We start from the raw sequence: 17,872 nt of genomic DNA, 5'->3' as shown, positions 1-17,872 counted from the left end.
GGTCAGCGGGCGGGCCGCCTGTAGGCCTCGAGCCACCGCAGCCACACCTCGCTGACGGTCGGATAGGCGGGGACGGCGTGCCACAGCCGGTCGATCGGCACCTCCCCGACGATGGCGATCGTGGCGGCGTGCAGCAGTTCGGCGACGTCCGGGCCGACGAACGTGGCGCCGACGAGCACCCCGCGGTCCTCGTCGACGACCGCGAGCGCGCGACCCCGGTAGTCGTCGCTGCGCGTCGAGGCGCCGGCGACCGCGGAGAGGTCGTAGTCGAGCGCGCGGACCCTGATGCCGGCCTTCTCGGCCTGGGCCAGCGTCATCCCGACCGAGGCGACCTCGGGATCGCTGAAGACCACCTGCGGCACGGCCGAGTGGTCCGCCGTCGCGACGTGCGCCCCCCAGGGCGCGTCGTCGACGGCTCCCCCGCGTGCCCGCGCCGCGATGACATCGCCCGCGGCGCGAGCCTGGTACTTGCCCTGGTGGGTCAGGAGCGCGCGGTGGGTGACATCGCCCACCGCGTAGAGCCACTCGAAGCCCCCGACACGCAGGGTGTCGTCGGTCGTGAGCCAGTCGCCGGCCTCGAGGCCGACGCTCTCCAGGCCCAGGTCGCCCGTGTGCGGAACGCGACCGGTCGCGACGAGCACCTCGTCCGCGCGCACCTCGCCGCCGTCCGAGAGGGAGAGCACGACGCCCGCCTCGTCGCGGCGCGCCGCGTCCACCCCGGCGCCGGTGCGGATCTCGACGCCCTGCTCGCGGAGCGCCTCCGTCACGAGCTCCCCCGCGAACGGCTCGACGGTGCCGAGCAGCCCCGACCGCGCGATCAGGGTGACGCGCGTGCCGAATCCGGAGAACGCCGTGGCCATCTCGACGCCCACGACGCCGGCCCCCAGGATCGCGAGGGATGCCGGGGGCTCGCTCACGCTCGTCGCGTCGCGGCTGGTCCAGGGGTCGACGTCGATGAGGCCCGGGATCGGGGGAAGCAGCGCGGCGGACCCCGTCGCGACGACGACGGCGTGCCGGGCGGAGAGATCGACCGAGCCGTCCTCCTGCTCGACCCGCACCGTTCGCTCGCCCGTCAGGCGCCCGTGGCCGCGGACGAGATCGATGCCCGCGCCGTTCAGCCATTCGACCTGCGAGGAGTCGTTCCAGTCGTGGGTGAAGCTGTCGCGGCGCCGCAGCACGGCGGCGACGTCGACGTCTCCCGTCACGGCCTGAGCGGCACCGTCCACCGCGCGTGCGGCTCGGAGGGCGGCGGCGCTGCGCAGCAGCACCTTCGAGGGCATGCAGGCCCAGTAGGAGCACTCGCCGCCGACCAGCTCCGCCTCGACGATGACCGTCGACAGGCCGCCCTGCACGGCGCTGTCGGCGACGTTCTCGCCGACGGCGCCGGCACCGATCACGATGACGTCGTACTCGCGTGCGCTCATCCACCCACGCTAGTGCGGGTTCCGCCTACGCGCGCCGGTCGCGCAGACCCACCCGGTCGGGGATCTCGAAGGCGAGACCGGGAAGCCACGTGCCCGGGTCGGGCCATGGCCGCGACGTCGGCAGCGCCGTGAGAAGCCGGCGCAGGGCGGCACCCATCGCCTCGCCGGAGCCGCCCGCGGGCAGGGCCGCCGGAAGCACCCGCCGGGGCGCGCGATGGCCGAGCGCCCCGCACCACCAGTGCCGCCAGGTGCCCTCCGCGCCGTCCGGGTCGAGCACAACGTAGTAGTCCGGCATCAGCGCACCGTCGTCGCGGAAGTGCGCGAGGGCGACGTCCACCTCGATCTCGAGGGTGCCGAGCGTCGCGCGTTCCTCGAACAGCTCCACCCACGCCGCGGCGACGTGCTCGAGCGGATCGGCGTCGTGCACGATCCAGGGCGTGCGGCAGGCCGCAATGCGGCGGGAGGCCAGCTGCGGATCGCTGTCCCGCAGCGAGAGCGACTCGACGCCGTCGAGCCCTTCCAGGGAGGCGATCGCCTCCTCCGCGGCCGCTCCGACGATCGCGATGACCGTTCCCGAGGGGTCGGTGTCGATGCTGTGCGCCATGATCCAGCGTACGTCGGGGCGTGTTGCCGGCGGGTGACCGCGGCCGATCGTTCTCGTGTCGTGACACGCGGATGCCGGCTCCCGGGTCAGTCGCCGGCCCGGGCGTTGTAGACGGTCACCTCGGCGGCATCCACCGCCGCGCGGTAGGCGCGGAAGACGGCCAGGGCCTCGTCTCGCAGCACATCCTGCGTGACGCGGATGCCGCGGGCCTCGAACTGCTCGGCCCAGTCGGTCACCATGGGGCCCTCGTCGAACGTCGTGATCTCCTCGAGCTCCGGTCCCGAGCCCGCCACGACGAGCGAGCGGACGCCGGACCACATCGTCGCGCCGTAGCACTGCACGCAGGGGCGCCAGTTGACCACGAGCTCGTGCTCGGGCTGGTCGTCGCCGCCCAGGTCCCACGAGCCGGCACGGCGCTGCGCCGTGCCGAGGGCGGTGACCTCGGCGTGGGCCGAGGAGACCCCGCTGCCGAGCACGACGTTGACGCCGACGGAGACGATCCGACCGGTCTCCGTCTCGGCCACGAGCGCCGCGAACGGGCCTCCGTTGCCCTCGCGCCAGTTGCGATCGGCGAGGCGGTGCACGAGCGCCATGCGCTCGGCGACGTCGGGGATGATGTCGGGCACGCCGGCGAGCTCGTCGGAGATCCACTCGGGAAGCTGCACGTCGTACCCGGTGGCGAAGTAGGCCAGGTCCATCCCTCCACCCTGGCGCACCCATGTTTCCCGCCCGTAACGGCGGGTGGGGGAGAATGGTCCCTCGTGAGACTCCTCGTGGCGGCGCTGGACGCCGAACTCGTCGCCTTCCCCGCCGAACTCGACGGCTTCGACCGCCTCGTCACCGGCCCCGGCAAGCTCCAGGCGGCCGTCGCCCTCACCCGCGCGCTCGAGCGCGGGACGTACGAGGAGATCGTCGTGGTGGGAACGGGCGGTGGCATCGACCCCGTGCTCGAGGCCGAGGTGTACGAGGTGACGGGCGCGATCCAGCACGACGTCACCGACATCGACGGGATCGTCGGGCAGCACGTCTCCCTGCCGGCGCGCGTCGACGTTCCCGGCGAGGGCATCGTGATCGCGACGGGCGACCACTTCGTCGACGACGCCCTCGCCGTCGCCGGCATCCGCTCGCTCGGGGCGGGCATGGTCGACATGGAGACCTACGCCTACATCTGGGTGGCCCAGGAGTACGGCGTGCCCATCCGCATCCTGAAGTCCGTCTCCGATCGGGCGCAGGACGATGCGATCACCGACTGGCGCACCACGGTCGCGGCGTGCAGTGCGCAGCTGTGGGACCGCTTCTCCCGGGAGTTCGCCGCCTGAGGATCGGGGCCCCCCTTCTGCGGGGCCGGCTCAGTCGCGCGAGCGCGAGAAGACGGCGCGCAGGACGAAGAACACGATCACCGCGACCACCGCGACGACGATGAGCTTGACGATGAACGCCAGCACCGAGAACAGGATGTTCACGAGCCACCAGGCGATGACGATGGCGACGATGACGCCGAGGACGGTCCAGATCGTGCCGCTTTTCATACCTCGAGCCTAACCGTCTGGTGCACGAGACTCGGGCCGCCGGGGAGCGCCTCGACCCGCAGCTGCGCGGGGATCTGCTCGCGCATCGCCTCGACGTGGCTGATGAGGCCCACGGTGCGGCCCCCCTGGCGCAGCTCGTCGAGCGTGCGCATCGCCGTCTCGAGGGTCTCCGCGTCGAGCGAGCCGAAGCCCTCGTCGATGAAGAGGGTGTCCAGCCGCACGCCGCCCGCCCGCGCGGTGACCACTTCGGCAAGACCGAGGGCGAGGGCGAGCGAGGCGAGGAACGTCTCGCCCCCGGAGAGCGACTGCGCGGGTCGCGAGAGCCCCGTATAGGCGTCGAACACCTCGATCGACAGCCCCGAGGCGGCGCCGCGCGCGGCCAGCGCGTCGCTGTGCCGCAGGCGGTAGCGCCCGTCGGACATGTCGGCCAGCCGCACGTTGGCGGCCGCGACGATCTGCTCGAGCTCGGCCGCGAGCACGAAGGTCTCGAGCTTCATGCGGTGCGTGTTGGGGGCGCGCCCGGCGATGGTGTCGGCGAGCCGCACGATGACGGCGTGCTCCTCCGCGAGGGCCCCGAGCGTCGCGTGCGCGGCGCGCGCGTCGGTCAGCAGCTGCGACAGACGCGTCACCAGCTGCTCCGCCGCGAGGGCGGCCTGCACCGCCGCGGCCCACGCCGCCCTCGCGTCGTCCCGGGCCCGCTCCGTCTCGGACGTGTCGACCGGCTCCTCCGGCAGCGCCTCCAGCTCCAGCTCCAGCAGCGTCGCCTTCTCCGCCGCGAGGGCCGCCTCGTGGCCGCGCACGCGGGCGGCCAGCGCCTCCCGCTCCTGCTCGCTCCGCAGCGCGGATGCCGCGGCATCCGCGCTCTCGAACCCCGCCGTCTCCAGCGCGTCGGCGAGCCGCGCGAGCGCCTCCCCGTGCAGGGCGGCGCGCGCCTCCCGCTCGGCGCGCGCGTCGGCGAGAACACGCAGGTGCCGCACGGCGGATTCGCTCTCGGCCACCCGCAGGGCGGCGGAGGCGGCGGAGCCCCGCGCGGCCTCGACCGCGCGTTCCTGCTCGCGGATCGACGCGTCGAGCACCGCGATGCGGCTCGCGCGGTCGGCGCGCTCGGCCGAGAAGGCGTCCGTCAGCTCGCGCAGTCGCCGCCGCTCGTCGAGCGCACTCGCCTTCTCCGCCGTCAGCGCGTCCCGCCGGCGCGCGGCGTCCTCGGCGGCCTCGACGCGCGTCAGGGCCTCCGCCCGGCGGGCGCCGATCGCATCTGCCGTCTCGCCGCCCGCGCGCCCGCGCGCGCGAGCGGCGTTCTCCGCCAGCGCCGCGGCGGCCTGGTTCGCGTCGCGCAGGGCCGCCATCGCGGCATCCAGGCGCTGCTCGGCGCCATCGATCTGCTCGTCGGACACGGCATCGTCTGCCGCCGCGGCCGGTTGCGGGTGCTCGGTCGCCCCGCAGACCGCGCAGGGCTCCCCCGGCACCAGCTGCGCGGCGAGGTCGGCCGCGTTGCCGCGCAGCCGGTGCTCGCGCAGGGTGCGCAGCTCCCGGTTGGCGGCGTCGAGCTCGGCGGAACGCGCCAGCGCCCGAGCGTCGGCCTGCGCCCGGAGGGCCTCGCACTCCTCCGCTTCGGCGCACGCGGCGAGGCGTTCGCCGGCATCGACGAGGTCTGCTCGCGCCGCGGCGGCCAGCGCCGCCGCCTCGCCCAGAGCCGGCAGCAGGGCGTCGATCTCGGCGATGCGCGCGTCGAGCTCCGCGGCGCGCCGCACCGCGGCGGCCTCGTCCCGCGCGCGGTCGGCGTCCTCGTCGCGCAGGCGGTCGCGCTCGTCGCGGCGACGCGGGAGCGCGTGCTCGGCCTCGGCCGCCTCGCGAAGGGCGGGCAGCGCACCGGCACGCTCGTCGGCGACCGCCCAAAGCGCCGCGGGACCGGCGTCGAGGTCGATGCCGATCCGAGCCTTCGTGGCCTCCCGGAGCGCCGCCTCCGCCGCCGCGTCGGCGCGGATCGCCGCGTCGCGCGCCTGGTCTGCCGCCGTCGCCGCCGTGCGGACGGGTTCGGCGCGGAGGGCGGCCGCGAGCTCCGCCCGGGCCTCGTCGATGCTGTCGCCCCGCTCCTCGAGCCCGCGCAGCCGCGCGCGGGCGGCGCCGCGTCGCTCCTGCTTCTCGCGCGCCCGCTCGGCGCGGGTGTGGACGGTCTCGGCGGCCTCGCGAGCGGCGGCCGCGGCATCCACGGCGTTGTCGGTGGTCTCGGCGCGGTACCGCGCGCGGTCCACCGTCCGCTCGAGCGCCGCGATGCGCGACGCCGGATCGGTGGCGACACCGGCCGAGCCCGAGACGGCGCCGCCCTCGGGATCGACCTCGGCATCGTCGGCGAGGTCGGCGGACACCCGCTCGGCCTCGGCGAGCACGCGATCGAGGAGGGCGACGCTCTCGCTCGAGCGGGCCTCGGAACGCCTGCGCCGCTCGTCGAGGTCGGCCTCGTACTGCTCGAAGCGCTCGCTGTCGAAGAGCGAGCGCAGCAGGGCCTGGCGCTCGCCGCCGCCGGCGAGGAGGAAGCGGGCGAAGCGGTTCTGCGCGAGCAGGATCACCTGGAGGAACTGACCCTGCGTGAGCGGCAGGATCTCGTGCAGCGCCTCGCCGACGTCGCGCGGACGCGCGGCGACCCCCTGCCAGCCGCCGTCCTCCCACCGGAACAGGCGCGCCTGGGGCGCCGCCGTGGTCATCCCCGTGCCGTTCTTCTTCGCCCTCTGGTACTCCGGCGAGCGCTCGACGCGCCAGCGCGCGTCGCCGGCCGTGAACTCGAGGGCGACCTCCGTCGCGTCGGCGGGCGCGCAGTGGTCGCTGCGCAAGCGCTTCTCGCCTCCGTCGTAGCGCGGCACGCCCCCGTACAGCGCGAAGCAGATCGCATCCAGAAGGCTCGACTTGCCCGCGCCCGTGCGCCCGGAGATGAGGAAGATGCCGTCGTCCGCGTACTCGTCGATGTCGACGATCTGTCGCTGACGGAACGGACCGAAGCCCTCGACCTCGATGCGGTGGATTCTCACACCCGCACCTCGGCGGCGACGCGGCCGCGGACGGTCTCGGCGATGATCTCGGCCTCGGCGGCGCTCGCGCCCTCGCCCTCGCGCACGTGGGCGAGGAAGGCGTCCACGAGCTCCTCGTCGGTGCGGGTCGCCCCCACGCGCGCGGCGTAGCTGACCCCGTCGCGCTCGCGGCGCTCGGCGGGCTGATGCACGACGGCCGCGCAGTGCGGGAAGCGCGCGAGCAGCCGGCGCATGGGGTCGGGCTGCGGGGTGGTGTCGGTGTACTGGGCGCAGACCCAGGCATCCGTCTCGGCGTCGAAGCGCGCGTCGGAGAGCAGGTCGTCGAACGTGCCGGTGAGGGTGACGAGCCGACGCGGCACGGGGAGGGGGAGCCACCGGGTGCCCGCGAGCCCCGACTCGTCGAGGTCGACCAGCCACGAGCCGCGCGGCTTGTGCTGCTCGCCGAACGAGTAGTGCAGGGGCGCCCCGGCGTAGCGGACGCCCTCGGCGAGGGTGTTGCGACCGTGGATGTGGCCGAGCGCGACGTAGTCGTGGCCGCCGAAGACCGACAGCGGCACGACGTCGAGCGTGCCCTGCCGGATCTCGCGCTCGACGCCGGGCGTGGGCTCGACGTCGGCGGCGAAGCAGTGGGCGATCGCGACGGAGCGGCCACCCCGCACGGCGCGGTCGGCGGCGACCAGGTCCATGACGTGCGCGAGCGTCTGCGCCTGCGTGCGCAGGGTCGCGTCGGGCCACAGGTGCCGCACGAGGGCGGGCTCGAGGAAGGGGATGCCGTACAGATGCACGGGGCCGTGCTCGTCGTGGACCGTGACGGGGTCGGCGGCCTCGAGCGGCTGGGTGCGCACGTGGATGCCGGCGAGCGCGACGAACCGGGACAGGAAGCCCAGCCGTGCGGCGGAGTCGTGGTTGCCGCTCGTGAGCACGACCTGGGCGCCGGCGTCGCGCAGCTCGGCGAGCGTGTCGGCGAGGAGCGTGTAGCAGTCGGCGGCGGGCGCGGCGGAGTCGAACACGTCGCCCGCGACGATCACGACGTCGACGTCGTGGCTGCGCACCTGCTCGGCCAGCGCGCCCAGCACGGTGCGCAGCGCCGGCAGCGTCGAGTGCCCGTGGAAGGTGCGCCCGATGTGCCAGTCCGAGGTGTGCAGGATGCGCATGCTCACACGGTAGATCGGGCCCCCGACATCGCCCGTGAGGCGGGCGGGCGGTTCGCCGAGAGCGGATGCCGCGGCATCCGCGACACGCCCGCGAAACACGGCCCGGGTAGCCTGCGGGCATGTCTCTGCCCGATGTCAGCGCCGTCTACCTGCTCCGGCCCGGCGCCGCCGGCGGCACCGACGTCCTGCTCGGGTACAAGCGCCAGGGCCCCCGCCTGGGGCGCGTCGTGGGGATCGGCGGCAAGATCGAGCCGGGCGAGAGCGTCCGCGACGGGGCCGTGCGGGAGGTGCACGAGGAGACCGGTCTGCACCTCGCTCCCGGCGACCTCGTTCCCGCGGGCGTGCTGGACTACCTCTTCCCCGCGCAGCCCGCCCTCTCGCAGCGCTCGCACGTCTTCACCTGCACCCGGTGGCACGGGGAGCCCGTCGAGACCGACGAGATCGTGCCCCGGTGGTTCTCCCTCGACGACGTGCCGTACGGCCGGATGTGGGATGACGCGGCCCGGTGGCTCCCCGACGTCCTGCGCGGCGGCACGGTCGCGGCCCGATACACGTTCGGCGCCGACCTCGCGACCGTCGTCGAGGAGGAGCGCTGCGCGCTCGCCTGATCAGTCCACGGGGTCGAACGCGGGGATCTCGCCGCGGCGGCGGCCGAAGAGGTCGATGACCGACACGAGGAACGCCCCGGCGAGGAACAGCCCGACGGCGGCCATCCCGTACATGTAGGCGTCGTGGTAGATCACGTCGGTCGGCCCAGAGCCGTCCTCCCGGTACACGGCGGCGTAGAACAGCGACAGCCCCACCGCGGTGCCCACGGCGGTGCCGATCCGCTGCCCGAGCTGGCCGACGGAGCCGGCGAGTCCGCCCCCGCGCACGGGGACGTCCGCCAGCGCGAGGGTCTGGTTGGGCGAGACCACGAGGCCGCCGCCCACCCCCGCGACGGCCATGATCGCCGCCATGACGTAGACGACGACGCCCGGCGGCACGAAGACCGCCGCGAGCACGAGCCCGATGACCCCCGCGAGCATCGCCGCCAGGCCGATCACGACGAGGCGCCGCCCGAAATGCGCGACGAGGAGCCCGCCGGCCCAGGACGCCGCGGCGCTGGCCAGCGCGAATCCGATCGAGACCATCCCGGCGAAAACCGGCTCGAGCCCCACCCCGCTCTGCAGGAAGAGCGTCGTGAGCAGGAAGAGCGCCGGAAGGGCCGCGAAGTACGCGGTGGAGATGAGGGTGCCGTCTCGGAACGACGTGATGGCGAAGAGCGAGAACGGGATGAGGGGCGCCCGCCCGAGCGAGGCGTACCGCCGCTCCCACAGCACGAACGCGAGACCGAAGACGGCGAAGACCACGAGCAGCCACCAGCGGGCCGGGTCGTCCTCCGGCGAGCCCGTCGTGAAGAGGAACGGCCACATGAGGGCGAGCACCGTGAGCCCGAACAGCACGACGCCCACGGGATCGAGCTGGAGCCGCCCGGGGGCGGAGAGACGCGTGCTGGGCAGCACCCAGGCCGCGAGCGCGATCGCGACGATCCCGAGGGGGACGTTCATCCAGAAGATCAGGCGCCAGCCGTCGGTGGGGCCGCCGATCGCGATCAGGAGCCCGCCGAGGGTCGGCCCGAAAGCCGTCGCGACGCCGATCGTGGCGCCGAAGAGACCGAACGCGCGGCCCCGCTCCCTGCCCTGGAAGAGCTGCTGGATCATGCCCAGCACCTGCGGCATCTGCGTTCCCGCCGCGACGCCCTGCAGGAGTCGCCCGACGAGTAGCACCTCGGAGTTCGGGGCGAGCGCGCAGACGAGGCTCGTGAGCGTGAACAGCGTCAGGCCGACGATGAACAGCGCCCGGCGCGAGCGCTGGTCGCCCAGGCGCCCCATCGGCACGAGCACGAGGCCGAAGGTCAGGACGAAGCCGGAGACGATGAGCTGGAGCTCGGTCGGCCCCGATCCGAGCGCCGTCTCGATGGAGGGCAGGGCGACGTTGACCTTCGACAGGTCGAGGATCGTGATGGCCGCGACGGCGACGCAGACCCAGAACGCACGCCACCGCTGGCTCGGGTCGAGCGGGATGCTGCGGGTGCTCGTCGGCTCCCCCGGCTCGTCGGGCGGTCGCGGGGTCGATGACGGCATTCCGCCAACGATATCGCCCCCGCCCGCACCGGGGCGGGCATGTCCCACCTGTCGGTAATCTCGTCGGGTGGCGAGCGACATCGAACCCCTCGAGCGGATGGTCGAGGAGATCGACCGGGCCATCGACGATGCGACGGGCGTGCCCGCACCGGAGCGCCCCCCGCGCCGCTTCGATCACGACGGGTCGACGCTCGTCGTCGGTGAGCGCGGCCAGGGGGAGCTCACCTTCGTCCTCGTCCACGGCATCGGCATGGGGCGCAAGGTCTTCGGCGATCTCGCGGTGCGCCTCTCCCGCGACGCCCGTGTGCTGGCGGTGGATCTGCCGGGGTACGGCGAGGCCCCGGAGCCGCCCCGCACGCCGACGATCGAGCGCATGGCCGACGCCGTCGCGGCCCTGCTGCGCGCCGAGGGTGCGACGGATGCCGTGCTCATCGGCCACTCGATGGGAACGCAGGTCGTGGTCGAGGTCGCCGCCCGCCACGGGCTCGGATCACGCGTGGTCCTCGTCGGGCCCACGATCGACGACTCCGCGCGCAGGGCGCGGACCCAGCTGCGCCGCCTCGCGGCGGATCTGCTCGACGAGAGCCCGAAGGTCCTCCTGCTCGGGGCTCGCGAGTATCTGCGCGCGAGGCCGCACCTGATCAGGAAGACGCGCGCGATGATCGTCCACCGGCCCGAGGACGCCTACCCGCGCGTGGCGGTGCCCGCCCTCGTCGTCCGTGGGGCGGAGGACCCCGTCTCGCCGGAGCCGTGGTGCCGCCGCGTCGTGGCGGCCCTGCCCCAGGGCAACTACGCGGAGGTGCCCGGTCACGGGCACGAGACGATGATCAGGGACGCGGCACCCGCCCACCGCCTCATCCGGGAGTGGCTGGGGCGGTGAACCGACCGACTCCGGCGTGAGGGGTCAGGAGCTGGTCTGGGCGGGCGTCCACCGCTCGCCCCGCGAGAGGCGCCCGGCGATGTCGTGCACGTCGGCGTCGGGGAGCTCGATCCCGGTCTGCGCGAGGCGCTCGCGCAGCACGTGCTCGACGGCATCCGCGTCCTTGCCGCCGACGTCGGCACGGGTCTGATCGACGACGCCGGCCAGGCGCGCGGCATCCGTCGTGTCGTGCTGTGCCATCGCCGGCTCGTCCTGCGTGTTCCCGCTCATGACTCGTCTTCGGAGAGGTCGTCATCCCGGATGAGGTCGGGATCGCTGTTCTGCGTCGCCTCGGGCCCCTCGACGGGCACCCCCGCGTCGGTCAGGCGGGGCGAGCCGATGGCGTCGGCGTTCTGCTCCGCGCTCTCCTGGTCGGCGGTCTCGCCGCTCTCCCAGCCGCCGGGCGGGTCGGCGTCGATGACGCCGTCGGGAAGGTCTCGGTCGTGGTCCGCGGTCATGGCGCACCCCTTTCGTCGGCCCCAGCATCTCGCGCCCCGGGCGCACTCCGCAGGGGGTTGACGGGGCGGATGCCGCGGACTACCGCTCGCCGGCGTCGGCGGCGCGCGCCGCGCGGGCGTCGTCGCGGATGTTCCGCGCGAGGAGCTGGCCGCCGCTGGTCAGCAGCGCGCGGCGCCAGGGGACGACGCCCTCGATCTCGATCTGGATCGACATCGACAGCACCGTTCGGATGAGCACGATGAGCCCCAGGATGACGGCGTCCTCGATCGAGGGCTTGGAGGTGATCGTGCGGATCAGGTCGGCGGCGACGAGGATCTCCAGGCCCAGCAGGATCGCCGAGCCGAGCGTGTTGCGCAGCGTCTGGAACGCGGCGCGCCCGCCGTCCCGGCGCGAGAGCGAACGGGCGCCGAGCACGAGGGCGATGATCGCCCCGATGATCATCGCGGCGGCCCCCGCCGCCTCGAAGCCCACCGCGATCGCCGTGAAGACGTGCTCCATGTCCACCCGGCCAGCCTAGGGCCGTGCGGGCGTCAGGCCGAGCGCCGCCGCGCGAGGATGCCGCGGCGCTCCGGGTGCGCGTCGAACCACTCCGCGACGTACCAGCACACGGGGCTGACGCTGCGGTCGCCCGTCGCCTCCAGTTCGGCGACGGCGCGCTCGACGACCTCGCCGGCGTAGCCGTGGCCGCGGAACGTGGGGACGGTGTAGGCCCGGGTCATCGCGACCGTGCGGCCGTCGTCGCGGTAGTCGAGCACGCTGACGAGGTCGTCGCCGCGGCGCAGCGTCCAGCGCGAGGCGTCGGGCTCCTTCTCGAAGGTCAGGGTTGTCACCCCGGAAGACTAAGCCCCCGCCGGCGGATCGGGCCTGCGAGCGCGCTGTGAGCGCGTCACTCCGGCAGCACCCGGGTGGTCGCGAGGTCGCGGTACCAGAGGCCGGAGTCCTTGACGGTGCGCTCGAGCGAGTCGAAGTCGACCCGCACGATGCCGAACCGCTTGGCGTAGCCGTATCCCCACTCGAAGTTGTCCAGCAGCGACCACACGAAGTATCCGCGCAGGTCGACCCCGGCCTGCATCGCCCGGTGCGCGGCGGTGAGATGCCGGCGCAGGTAGTCGAGGCGCTCGGTGTCGGGCACCGACCCGTCCTCGGCGACGACGTCGTCGAAGGCGGCCCCGTTCTCGGTCACCATGAGCGGCTGGTCGGGGAACTGGTCGCGCAGCGACAGCAGCAGCTCCTCGAGCGCCTCCGGAGCGATGTTCCAGCCCATCGCCGTGTACGGGCCGGGCTGCTCGACGAACTCGACGATCTCGCTGCTGCCGGGCCACGCGGTGCCGCCCTCCGCTCCCTTGTGGCCGTCGTGGGTCTGCTTGGGCGAGACGCCGTCCCACAGGCGCACGGTCGCCGTGGAGTAGTAGTTGACGCCCAGCACGTCGATCGGCTGGTGGATCGTCTGCAGGTCGCCCTCCCGCACGAACGACCAGTCGGTGACGGATGCCGTGTCCTCGAGCAGGTCGGCGGGGTATTCCCCGCGCAGCATGGGTCCCGTGAAGGCGCGGTTCGCGAGCGCGTCGACGCGGCGCATCGCCTCGGCGGCCCCGTCGCCCTGCCCGCGGAGCACGTGGAAGTTGAGGGTCACGGAGTAGTCGGGGTCGCCCGTCGACGTGGCCCGCAGCGCCTGCACGGCGCGGCCGTGGCCGAGGTTGAGGTGGTGCACCGCCGCGAGCGCCGCGGCCGGCTCGTGACGGCCCGGTGCGTGGCCGCCCTGGCCGTAGCCGAGGTAGGCGGAGCACCACGGCTCGTTGAGCGTCGTCCAGGTGTGCACGCGGTCACCCAGCGCAGCCCCCATGATCTCGGCGTAGCGCTCGAACGCGTCGGTGGTCGCGCGCGAGGCCCAGCCCCCGGCATCCTCGAGCGGTTGCGGCAGGTCCCAGTGGTAGAGCGTCGCGACGGGGCGGATGCCGCGCTCCAGCAGCCCGTCGACGAGGCGCGAGTAGAAGTCGACGCCCGCCCGGTTGACCTCGCCCGTGCCGGCGGGCTGGATGCGCGGCCAGGCGATCGAGAACCGGTAGGCGCCGAGGCCCAGGTCCCTCATGAGGTCGAGGTCTTCGCCCGTGCGGTGGTAGTGATCGCAGGCGACGTCCCCGGTGTCGCCGTTCCACACCTTGCCCGGGGTCTTGCTGAAGGTGTCCCAGATCGAGGGCCCGCGGCCGTCCTCGTCGAACGCGCCCTCCACCTGGTACGACGCCGTCGCCGACCCGAACGTGAACGCGTCGGGGAAGACGAGACCCGCGTCGCGGTAGTCGCCGTTGCCCTGGTTCGCCATGCTCTCTCCGTCACCCTCGTCCGGTCGGCCGCGAGCCTGGGCGCGCCCGCCGGGCGTCGTCGCGGTCACCCCAGTCTGCCCGCTCGCGCCCCACGGCGGAATTTGCAGACGAAAGCAACTTATAGGCCGGGGCTCGCCCGGGCTCCCCTAGGGTGGGGGCACACCCCTGAACGGACAGAGGACCCGATGGCGCTCATGTTCACCGACCTGCCCCTGGAGGACCTGCGGGCGTACTCCCCCGCGCTCGTCGAGCCCGAGGGCCTGGACGCCTTCTGGAGCGAGACGCTCGAGCAGGCGCGCGCCGCGGCATCCGCCCCCGCCATCGCGCCGGCCTCGAGCCCGATCTCCGAGATCGTCATCGAGGACCTGGAGTTCTCGGGGTTCGCGGGCGACCCGATCCGCGCGTGGATCTCCCGCCCGCGCACGGGCGAGCCGCGCCCCGCCGTGATCGAGTACGTCGGCTACGGGGGCGGGCGGGGGCTCCCCGGCGAGCACCTGAAGTGGGCGGCCTCCGGCTACGTCCACATTCTGATGGACACCCGTGGCCAGGGCAGCACGTGGGGCTCGGGCGGCCACACCCCGGATCCGCACGGCAGCGACGGCGCCGTGCCCGGCGTCATGACGCGCGGCATCCTCGATCCGGCGCAGTACTACTACCGGCGCATGTTCACCGACGCGGTGCGGCTCGTCGAGACCGCCGCGGGGCTGGAGGGCGTCGACCGCGAGCGCATCGCCGTGACCGGCGGCAGCCAGGGCGGCGGCACCGCGATCGCCGCGGCCGCGCTGTCGCCCCTCGTCTCCGCCGTCATGCCCGATGTGCCGTTCCTCTGCGACTTCCCCCGCTCCATCGTCAAGACACCCGGGGCGCCGTTCACCGAGATCACGCGGTATCTGTCGATCCATCGCGACGCCTCCGCCCAGGTGCTGCGCACGCTGTCGCACTTCGACGGCGCGATCCTCGCGCGGCGCGTCACCGCCCCCGCCCTGTTCTCCGTGGCGCTGATGGACGAGATCGTGCTGCCCGGCAGCGTCTTCGCGGCGTACAACGCACTGCGCTCCACCGACAAGAGCATCGAGGTCTACCAGTACAACGGCCACGAGGGCGGCGGGCATCACCAGTGGCTGCGGCAGGTCGCGTGGCTGGGGGAGCGATTCGGCGCCGCCTGAGCAATCTGTTCGTTCACCGCCCACGGATGCCGCGGCATCCGTGCGGTTTGACACATTCGGACGCGTTCGGTCATAATCGGCCCCATGACCGACAACGCACGCCCTCTGTCCGCCTGGGAGGCGAACGGGAGTGCCGGCTCCATGATGGCCGGCCGTGTTGTCCTGTGTTGTCGAATGTGTCGCTGACGCTACGTGACCCCCGCCCGGCTCACCGCCCGCATCTGAGCGAGCCCGCATGAGCCCCCGAGCATCGCTCCCGTCGCCGCACGGCGCAGAGCACGATGCCTCGTCCCCGGCCGCACACCGGCACATCGCAGCACCCCCGAACCCCACGGGTTCCCTTCCTTCCGAGGACACCGCCATCATGTCGAACTCCGCCCTTCTCGAGCGCCCCGTCTCCCGCCCCGCCCTCCGCGCCGTCCCCCCGGTCGCCGGACCCGCCTCGCCCGCCGCCGCCGGCGCCGCGATCCCCGATCCGCCCGCAGCAGCGGCGGCGGACGCCGCCCCCGCGCGTGCCGTCCCCGCCGGCACCTCGCCGCGCGGCTTCGCGCTCTACGTCGGCCTCGACGAGGCGAAGGCACAGGCGGCCGGCGTCAGCCTCGGCTCCCTCGTCGACGCGCTGCGCCGCACCCTCGCCGACCTCGCTCCCGGCGCCGAGACCTACGCGACGGTCGCCCTCGCCCCGAGCGGCGCCGGCGGTCGCGACGTGGATGTCGTGCGTCTCGCCCTGCACGAGCCGAGCGCTGTCGCCCGCCACAAGTCCGACGCCGACGACGCCAGCCGCGCCCCCGCGGGCGTGGTGGTCGACATCTCGCGCAAGAAGGTCCTCCTCGACGGCGAGTCCGCCGCGTTCACCTACAAGGAGTTCGAGCTGCTGCAGTACCTGGTGCTGCGCGAGGGCCGCACGATCGAGCGCACCGAGCTCGTGTCGTCGCTGTGGGCGGCGGGCACCGACGAGGAGGCTCCCGGCGAGCGCACGATCGACGTGCACGTGCGGCGCCTGCGCGCCAAGCTCGGCCGCTACGAGGACATCGTGCGCACGGTGCGCGGCGTCGGCTACCGCTTCGATCGTCACGCCGACGTCTCGATCCGCTACGGCCACGGCACGCCCTCGCCCGACCGCTTCTGATCCCGAAGCCGGACGGCCGGGCATCTCACCCGCGCGGGCCGACTCGCCTGTCGCCGGCCCCACGTAGGGTGTCGGCATGACGATGACCGCGGATGCCGCTCCCGCGTCCGCGCGCACGCCGGCGCGCGGACGCGGGAGCGAGTACCGCCCGCGGCATCCGGTCGACATCGCCCGCACGGTGCTGTTCCAGCGGCGGGGGCGCAACGACCCCACGATGCTCGCCGACGGTCCGGTCATCTGGCGGGCCAGCCGCACCCCCGAGGGGGTCGCGACCCTCGCGATGCGGCCGGTGGGCGGCGGCGCCGTGCGCGCGGCGGCGTGGGGGCCGGGCGCCGAGTGGGCCCTCGGCCAGCTCCCCGCCCTGTGCGGCGCCGACGACCGCCCCGAGCGCTTCGACCCGGGCGCGCATCCGCTCGTCGCGGAGGCCCATCGGCGCAACCCCGCGCTCCGGCTCGGCCGCACCGGCATCCTGTTCGACTCGCTCGTGTGCGCGATCATCGAGCAGAAGGTCACGGGCATGCAGGCGTTCGCGGCCTGGCGCCGGCTCGTCACGTGGTTCGGAGAGCGCGCCCCCGGGCCGACGCCCATCCCGATGTTCGCCCCGCCTCCGATCGAGGGCTGGCGCGGCATCCCCTCGTGGGGGTTCCACCGCGCCGGGCTCGAGCCGCCGCAGGCGCGCACGATCGTCGAGGCCGCCCGCGTGGGCCGCTCCCTCGTGCGGGCGGTGGGCGAGGGCTCCGACGGGGAGGCGGTGGAGCGCGTGCTCACGAGCGTCCGCGGGGTGGGCGTCTGGACGGCCGCCGAAACGCGCATCCGGGCCCTGGGCGACCCGGATGCCGTGAGCGTCGGCGACTTCCACCTCGCTCACGAGGTCGGATACGCCCTGGCGGGTCGCCGCACGGACGACGCCGGGATGCTCGAGCTGCTCGCCCCCTGGGCCGGGCAGCGTCAGCGCGTCATCCGCCTCATCGGCGCCTCGGGCGTGCGCGAACCGCGGCGGGGGCCCCGCCTGCACCCGGAGGATCACCGCTCGCGCTGACCCGGAGAAGGAGCGGCGCAGCGGCCGCCCGTCGCCCCGGAGCCGGCGTCAGCCGTTCACCGATTCGAGGTCCACGACCGCGGATTCCACGACGGCCGCGGCGTCGTCCTCGACGATGATCGCCTGGTCGTCGGCGAGCATCTCGAGGTGGAAGTCACGGCGGTACCGTGCCCGGATGCGCTCGATCGCCTCGCTGCCGAAGATCGCCCCGTCCGCGTGCGGGACGGGCACGACGCCGAGCAGGTGCAGCCCCTCGGTCGAGCCGAGCCCGGGCGCGCACGCCGGGTCGTTGAGCGGGGTGAGCGGGGCGATGTCGGGCCCCATCACGACGGCCCCCGCGCTCGCGCCGACGTAGACGAGTCCGTCGTCGAGCAGGCCCGGCAGCCGCGCGGCGAGCCCCGACCGGCGCAGGTGGTGCAGGAGGAAGAACGCGTCGCCGCCCGCGACGTAGAGCACATCCGCGTCGCGGAGCTCGGCCTCGAGCCGCTCGCCCACGACCTCGGCGATGTCGACGTCGCGCACGTCGTACCCGATGCGGCGGAGGGCAAGACGGTCGTGGTCGGCGACGCTCGGGTCGGGGAAGGCCCGGGCCGCCGTCGGAACGTACGCGACGCGCACGGCGCCGGGATGCTTGCGCACGCGCGAGTGCACGAAGTCGGGCAGAGCGCCGAGTCCGCGCGAGAGCAGCAGAAGGTGGCGTGTCATGGCATCACTCTCCGCATCCCACTCAACCCCTCCGCCGGCGGGCGGACAAGCCCTTGCCCCCCCCCGTTACTTTCTTCGTAGCCGTTCGGTGAGCATGCTGGGCGGTGGCAGCCTGCCGGGCTCGGCATGATTGGTCCCCCCTGTCGTACGCATGATCCGGGGGGTGTTGTCACCGAGCCTGGTTGGCGGTGGGTGATCGCTGATAGGGGCCAGGCCCGAGCACGCTCGAGGTCGTTCGTAACGTGGATGCCGAGACGCACCGTCGCAGCTGTCA

The 17,872-nt window shown here is 74.0% G+C and carries 19 protein-coding genes; 6 read left to right on the top strand and 13 right to left on the bottom strand.

Annotated features, from left to right (window positions below):
* Positions 1 to 2: 2 nt before the first annotated feature.
* From ACIGCK_RS02105 to ACIGCK_RS02095, 3 genes are all read right to left on the bottom strand, one after another.
* The gene (locus tag ACIGCK_RS02105; protein WP_396663416.1) at positions 3 to 1,424 is read right to left on the bottom strand and encodes a dihydrolipoyl dehydrogenase family protein; all 1,422 of its coding nucleotides are present in this window, start codon (positions 1,422 to 1,424) and stop codon (positions 3 to 5) included.
* A gap of 25 nt (positions 1,425 to 1,449) precedes the next feature.
* Positions 1,450 to 2,028 carry a hypothetical protein gene (locus ACIGCK_RS02100; RefSeq protein ID WP_396663415.1) on the bottom strand — a complete coding sequence of 193 codons (579 nt, stop codon included), beginning with the start codon at positions 2,026 to 2,028 and terminating at the stop codon, positions 1,450 to 1,452.
* Between the two features lie 86 nt (positions 2,029 to 2,114).
* Positions 2,115 to 2,726, bottom strand: coding sequence for a hypothetical protein (locus ACIGCK_RS02095; RefSeq protein WP_330171137.1), 612 nt, complete (start codon positions 2,724 to 2,726; stop codon positions 2,115 to 2,117).
* Positions 2,727 to 2,789: 63 nt separating this feature from the next.
* Here ACIGCK_RS02095 and ACIGCK_RS02090 point away from each other — a divergent pair, with 63 nt between their 5' ends.
* On the top strand, positions 2,790 to 3,347 hold the full coding sequence (locus tag ACIGCK_RS02090; RefSeq protein ID WP_396663414.1) for a nucleoside phosphorylase: 558 nt from the start codon (positions 2,790 to 2,792) through the stop codon (positions 3,345 to 3,347).
* A 30-nt stretch (positions 3,348 to 3,377) separates the two neighbouring features.
* On the opposite strand, the gene ACIGCK_RS02085 is transcribed toward ACIGCK_RS02090, so the two are convergent.
* Genes ACIGCK_RS02085 through ACIGCK_RS02075 form a run of 3 tightly spaced genes read right to left on the bottom strand, consistent with a single transcriptional unit; the run spans position 3,378 to position 7,734 of the window.
* The gene (locus ACIGCK_RS02085) at positions 3,378 to 3,557 is read right to left on the bottom strand and encodes a hypothetical protein (protein ID WP_330171135.1); all 180 of its coding nucleotides are present in this window, start codon (positions 3,555 to 3,557) and stop codon (positions 3,378 to 3,380) included.
* On the bottom strand, positions 3,554 to 6,580 hold the full coding sequence (locus tag ACIGCK_RS02080) for an AAA family ATPase (protein WP_396663412.1): 3,027 nt from the start codon (positions 6,578 to 6,580) through the stop codon (positions 3,554 to 3,556). Before ACIGCK_RS02080 ends, ACIGCK_RS02085 begins: the two co-directional genes overlap by 4 nt.
* Positions 6,577 to 7,734: an exonuclease SbcCD subunit D gene (locus tag ACIGCK_RS02075; protein WP_396663991.1), complete on the bottom strand. Its 1,158-nt coding sequence runs from the start codon at positions 7,732 to 7,734 to the stop codon at positions 6,577 to 6,579. Before ACIGCK_RS02075 ends, ACIGCK_RS02080 begins: the two co-directional genes overlap by 4 nt.
* Before the next feature lie 119 nt (positions 7,735 to 7,853).
* Here ACIGCK_RS02075 and ACIGCK_RS02070 point away from each other — a divergent pair, with 119 nt between their 5' ends.
* Positions 7,854 to 8,342, top strand: a complete 489-nt coding sequence (locus ACIGCK_RS02070; protein ID WP_330171133.1) for an 8-oxo-dGTP diphosphatase — start codon at positions 7,854 to 7,856, stop codon at positions 8,340 to 8,342.
* Here the strand turns inward: ACIGCK_RS02070 and ACIGCK_RS02065 are convergent, their stop codons facing one another.
* A complete protein-coding gene (locus ACIGCK_RS02065; protein ID WP_396663410.1) occupies positions 8,343 to 9,860 on the bottom strand; it encodes an MFS transporter in 1,518 nt (505 codons plus the stop codon).
* 67 nt (positions 9,861 to 9,927) lie between these two features.
* On the opposite strand from ACIGCK_RS02065, the gene ACIGCK_RS02060 reads away from it, so the two are divergent.
* The gene (locus ACIGCK_RS02060; RefSeq protein WP_396663408.1) at positions 9,928 to 10,740 is read left to right on the top strand and encodes an alpha/beta fold hydrolase; all 813 of its coding nucleotides are present in this window, start codon (positions 9,928 to 9,930) and stop codon (positions 10,738 to 10,740) included.
* 24 nt (positions 10,741 to 10,764) lie between these two features.
* On the opposite strand, the gene ACIGCK_RS02055 is transcribed toward ACIGCK_RS02060, so the two are convergent.
* The 5 genes from ACIGCK_RS02055 to ACIGCK_RS02035 form a co-directional block, all read right to left on the bottom strand.
* Positions 10,765 to 11,010, bottom strand: a complete 246-nt coding sequence (locus ACIGCK_RS02055) for a hypothetical protein (protein WP_396663406.1) — start codon at positions 11,008 to 11,010, stop codon at positions 10,765 to 10,767.
* Positions 11,007 to 11,237, bottom strand: coding sequence for a hypothetical protein (locus tag ACIGCK_RS02050; protein ID WP_396663404.1), 231 nt, complete (start codon positions 11,235 to 11,237; stop codon positions 11,007 to 11,009). Before ACIGCK_RS02050 ends, ACIGCK_RS02055 begins: the two co-directional genes overlap by 4 nt.
* A gap of 79 nt (positions 11,238 to 11,316) precedes the next feature.
* On the bottom strand, positions 11,317 to 11,736 hold the full coding sequence (locus ACIGCK_RS02045; RefSeq protein ID WP_396663989.1) for a DUF1622 domain-containing protein: 420 nt from the start codon (positions 11,734 to 11,736) through the stop codon (positions 11,317 to 11,319).
* A gap of 32 nt (positions 11,737 to 11,768) precedes the next feature.
* On the bottom strand, positions 11,769 to 12,068 hold the full coding sequence (locus tag ACIGCK_RS02040) for a GNAT family N-acetyltransferase (RefSeq protein ID WP_396663402.1): 300 nt from the start codon (positions 12,066 to 12,068) through the stop codon (positions 11,769 to 11,771).
* A gap of 56 nt (positions 12,069 to 12,124) precedes the next feature.
* Entirely contained in the window at positions 12,125 to 13,558 is a 1,434-nt protein-coding gene (locus ACIGCK_RS02035) for a GH1 family beta-glucosidase (RefSeq protein WP_396663401.1), read from the bottom strand.
* Between the two features lie 186 nt (positions 13,559 to 13,744).
* On the opposite strand from ACIGCK_RS02035, the gene ACIGCK_RS02030 reads away from it, so the two are divergent.
* The 3 genes from ACIGCK_RS02030 to ACIGCK_RS02020 all read left to right on the top strand — a co-directional run bounded on the left by ACIGCK_RS02030 (position 13,745) and on the right by ACIGCK_RS02020 (position 16,893).
* Entirely contained in the window at positions 13,745 to 14,725 is a 981-nt protein-coding gene (locus tag ACIGCK_RS02030; RefSeq protein WP_396663399.1) for an acetylxylan esterase, read from the top strand.
* 364 nt (positions 14,726 to 15,089) lie between these two features.
* Complete coding sequence (locus ACIGCK_RS02025; protein WP_396663397.1) at positions 15,090 to 15,854, top strand: winged helix-turn-helix domain-containing protein; 765 nt, start codon at positions 15,090 to 15,092, stop codon at positions 15,852 to 15,854.
* A gap of 82 nt (positions 15,855 to 15,936) precedes the next feature.
* Complete coding sequence (locus ACIGCK_RS02020; RefSeq protein WP_396663987.1) at positions 15,937 to 16,893, top strand: DNA-3-methyladenine glycosylase family protein; 957 nt, start codon at positions 15,937 to 15,939, stop codon at positions 16,891 to 16,893.
* A 48-nt stretch (positions 16,894 to 16,941) separates the two neighbouring features.
* Here ACIGCK_RS02020 and ACIGCK_RS02015 read toward each other — a convergent pair whose 3' ends face one another.
* Entirely contained in the window at positions 16,942 to 17,598 is a 657-nt protein-coding gene (locus ACIGCK_RS02015) for a Type 1 glutamine amidotransferase-like domain-containing protein (protein WP_396663395.1), read from the bottom strand.
* Positions 17,599 to 17,872: the final 274 nt, after the last annotated feature.

It is taken from the genome of Microbacterium sp. NPDC078428 (genome assembly GCF_044542535.1).
Taxonomy (GTDB): Bacteria; Actinomycetota; Actinomycetes; order Actinomycetales; family Microbacteriaceae; genus Microbacterium; species Microbacterium limosum.
This window is presented reverse-complemented; position numbering and strand designations above follow the sequence as displayed.

Coding starts and splice junctions, on each gene's coding strand:
- ACIGCK_RS02070 (WP_330171133.1), top strand. CDS start 7,854: ATGTCTCTGCCCGATGTCAGCGCCGTCTACCTGCTCCGGCCCGGCGCC.
- ACIGCK_RS02035 (WP_396663401.1), bottom strand. CDS start 13,558: ATGGCGAACCAGGGCAACGGCGACTACCGCGACGCGGGTCTCGTCTTC.
- ACIGCK_RS02075 (WP_396663991.1), bottom strand. CDS start 7,734: ATGCGCATCCTGCACACCTCGGACTGGCACATCGGGCGCACCTTCCAC.
- ACIGCK_RS02020 (WP_396663987.1), top strand. CDS start 15,937: ATGACCGCGGATGCCGCTCCCGCGTCCGCGCGCACGCCGGCGCGCGGA.
- ACIGCK_RS02050 (WP_396663404.1), bottom strand. CDS start 11,237: ATGACCGCGGACCACGACCGAGACCTTCCCGACGGCGTCATCGACGCC.
- ACIGCK_RS02045 (WP_396663989.1), bottom strand. CDS start 11,736: ATGGAGCACGTCTTCACGGCGATCGCGGTGGGCTTCGAGGCGGCGGGG.
- ACIGCK_RS02095 (WP_330171137.1), bottom strand. CDS start 2,726: ATGGACCTGGCCTACTTCGCCACCGGGTACGACGTGCAGCTTCCCGAG.
- ACIGCK_RS02025 (WP_396663397.1), top strand. CDS start 15,090: ATGTCGAACTCCGCCCTTCTCGAGCGCCCCGTCTCCCGCCCCGCCCTC.
- ACIGCK_RS02015 (WP_396663395.1), bottom strand. CDS start 17,598: ATGACACGCCACCTTCTGCTGCTCTCGCGCGGACTCGGCGCTCTGCCC.
- ACIGCK_RS02100 (WP_396663415.1), bottom strand. CDS start 2,028: ATGGCGCACAGCATCGACACCGACCCCTCGGGAACGGTCATCGCGATC.
- ACIGCK_RS02105 (WP_396663416.1), bottom strand. CDS start 1,424: ATGAGCGCACGCGAGTACGACGTCATCGTGATCGGTGCCGGCGCCGTC.
- ACIGCK_RS02065 (WP_396663410.1), bottom strand. CDS start 9,860: ATGCCGTCATCGACCCCGCGACCGCCCGACGAGCCGGGGGAGCCGACG.
- ACIGCK_RS02055 (WP_396663406.1), bottom strand. CDS start 11,010: ATGAGCGGGAACACGCAGGACGAGCCGGCGATGGCACAGCACGACACG.
- ACIGCK_RS02030 (WP_396663399.1), top strand. CDS start 13,745: ATGGCGCTCATGTTCACCGACCTGCCCCTGGAGGACCTGCGGGCGTAC.
- ACIGCK_RS02085 (WP_330171135.1), bottom strand. CDS start 3,557: ATGAAAAGCGGCACGATCTGGACCGTCCTCGGCGTCATCGTCGCCATC.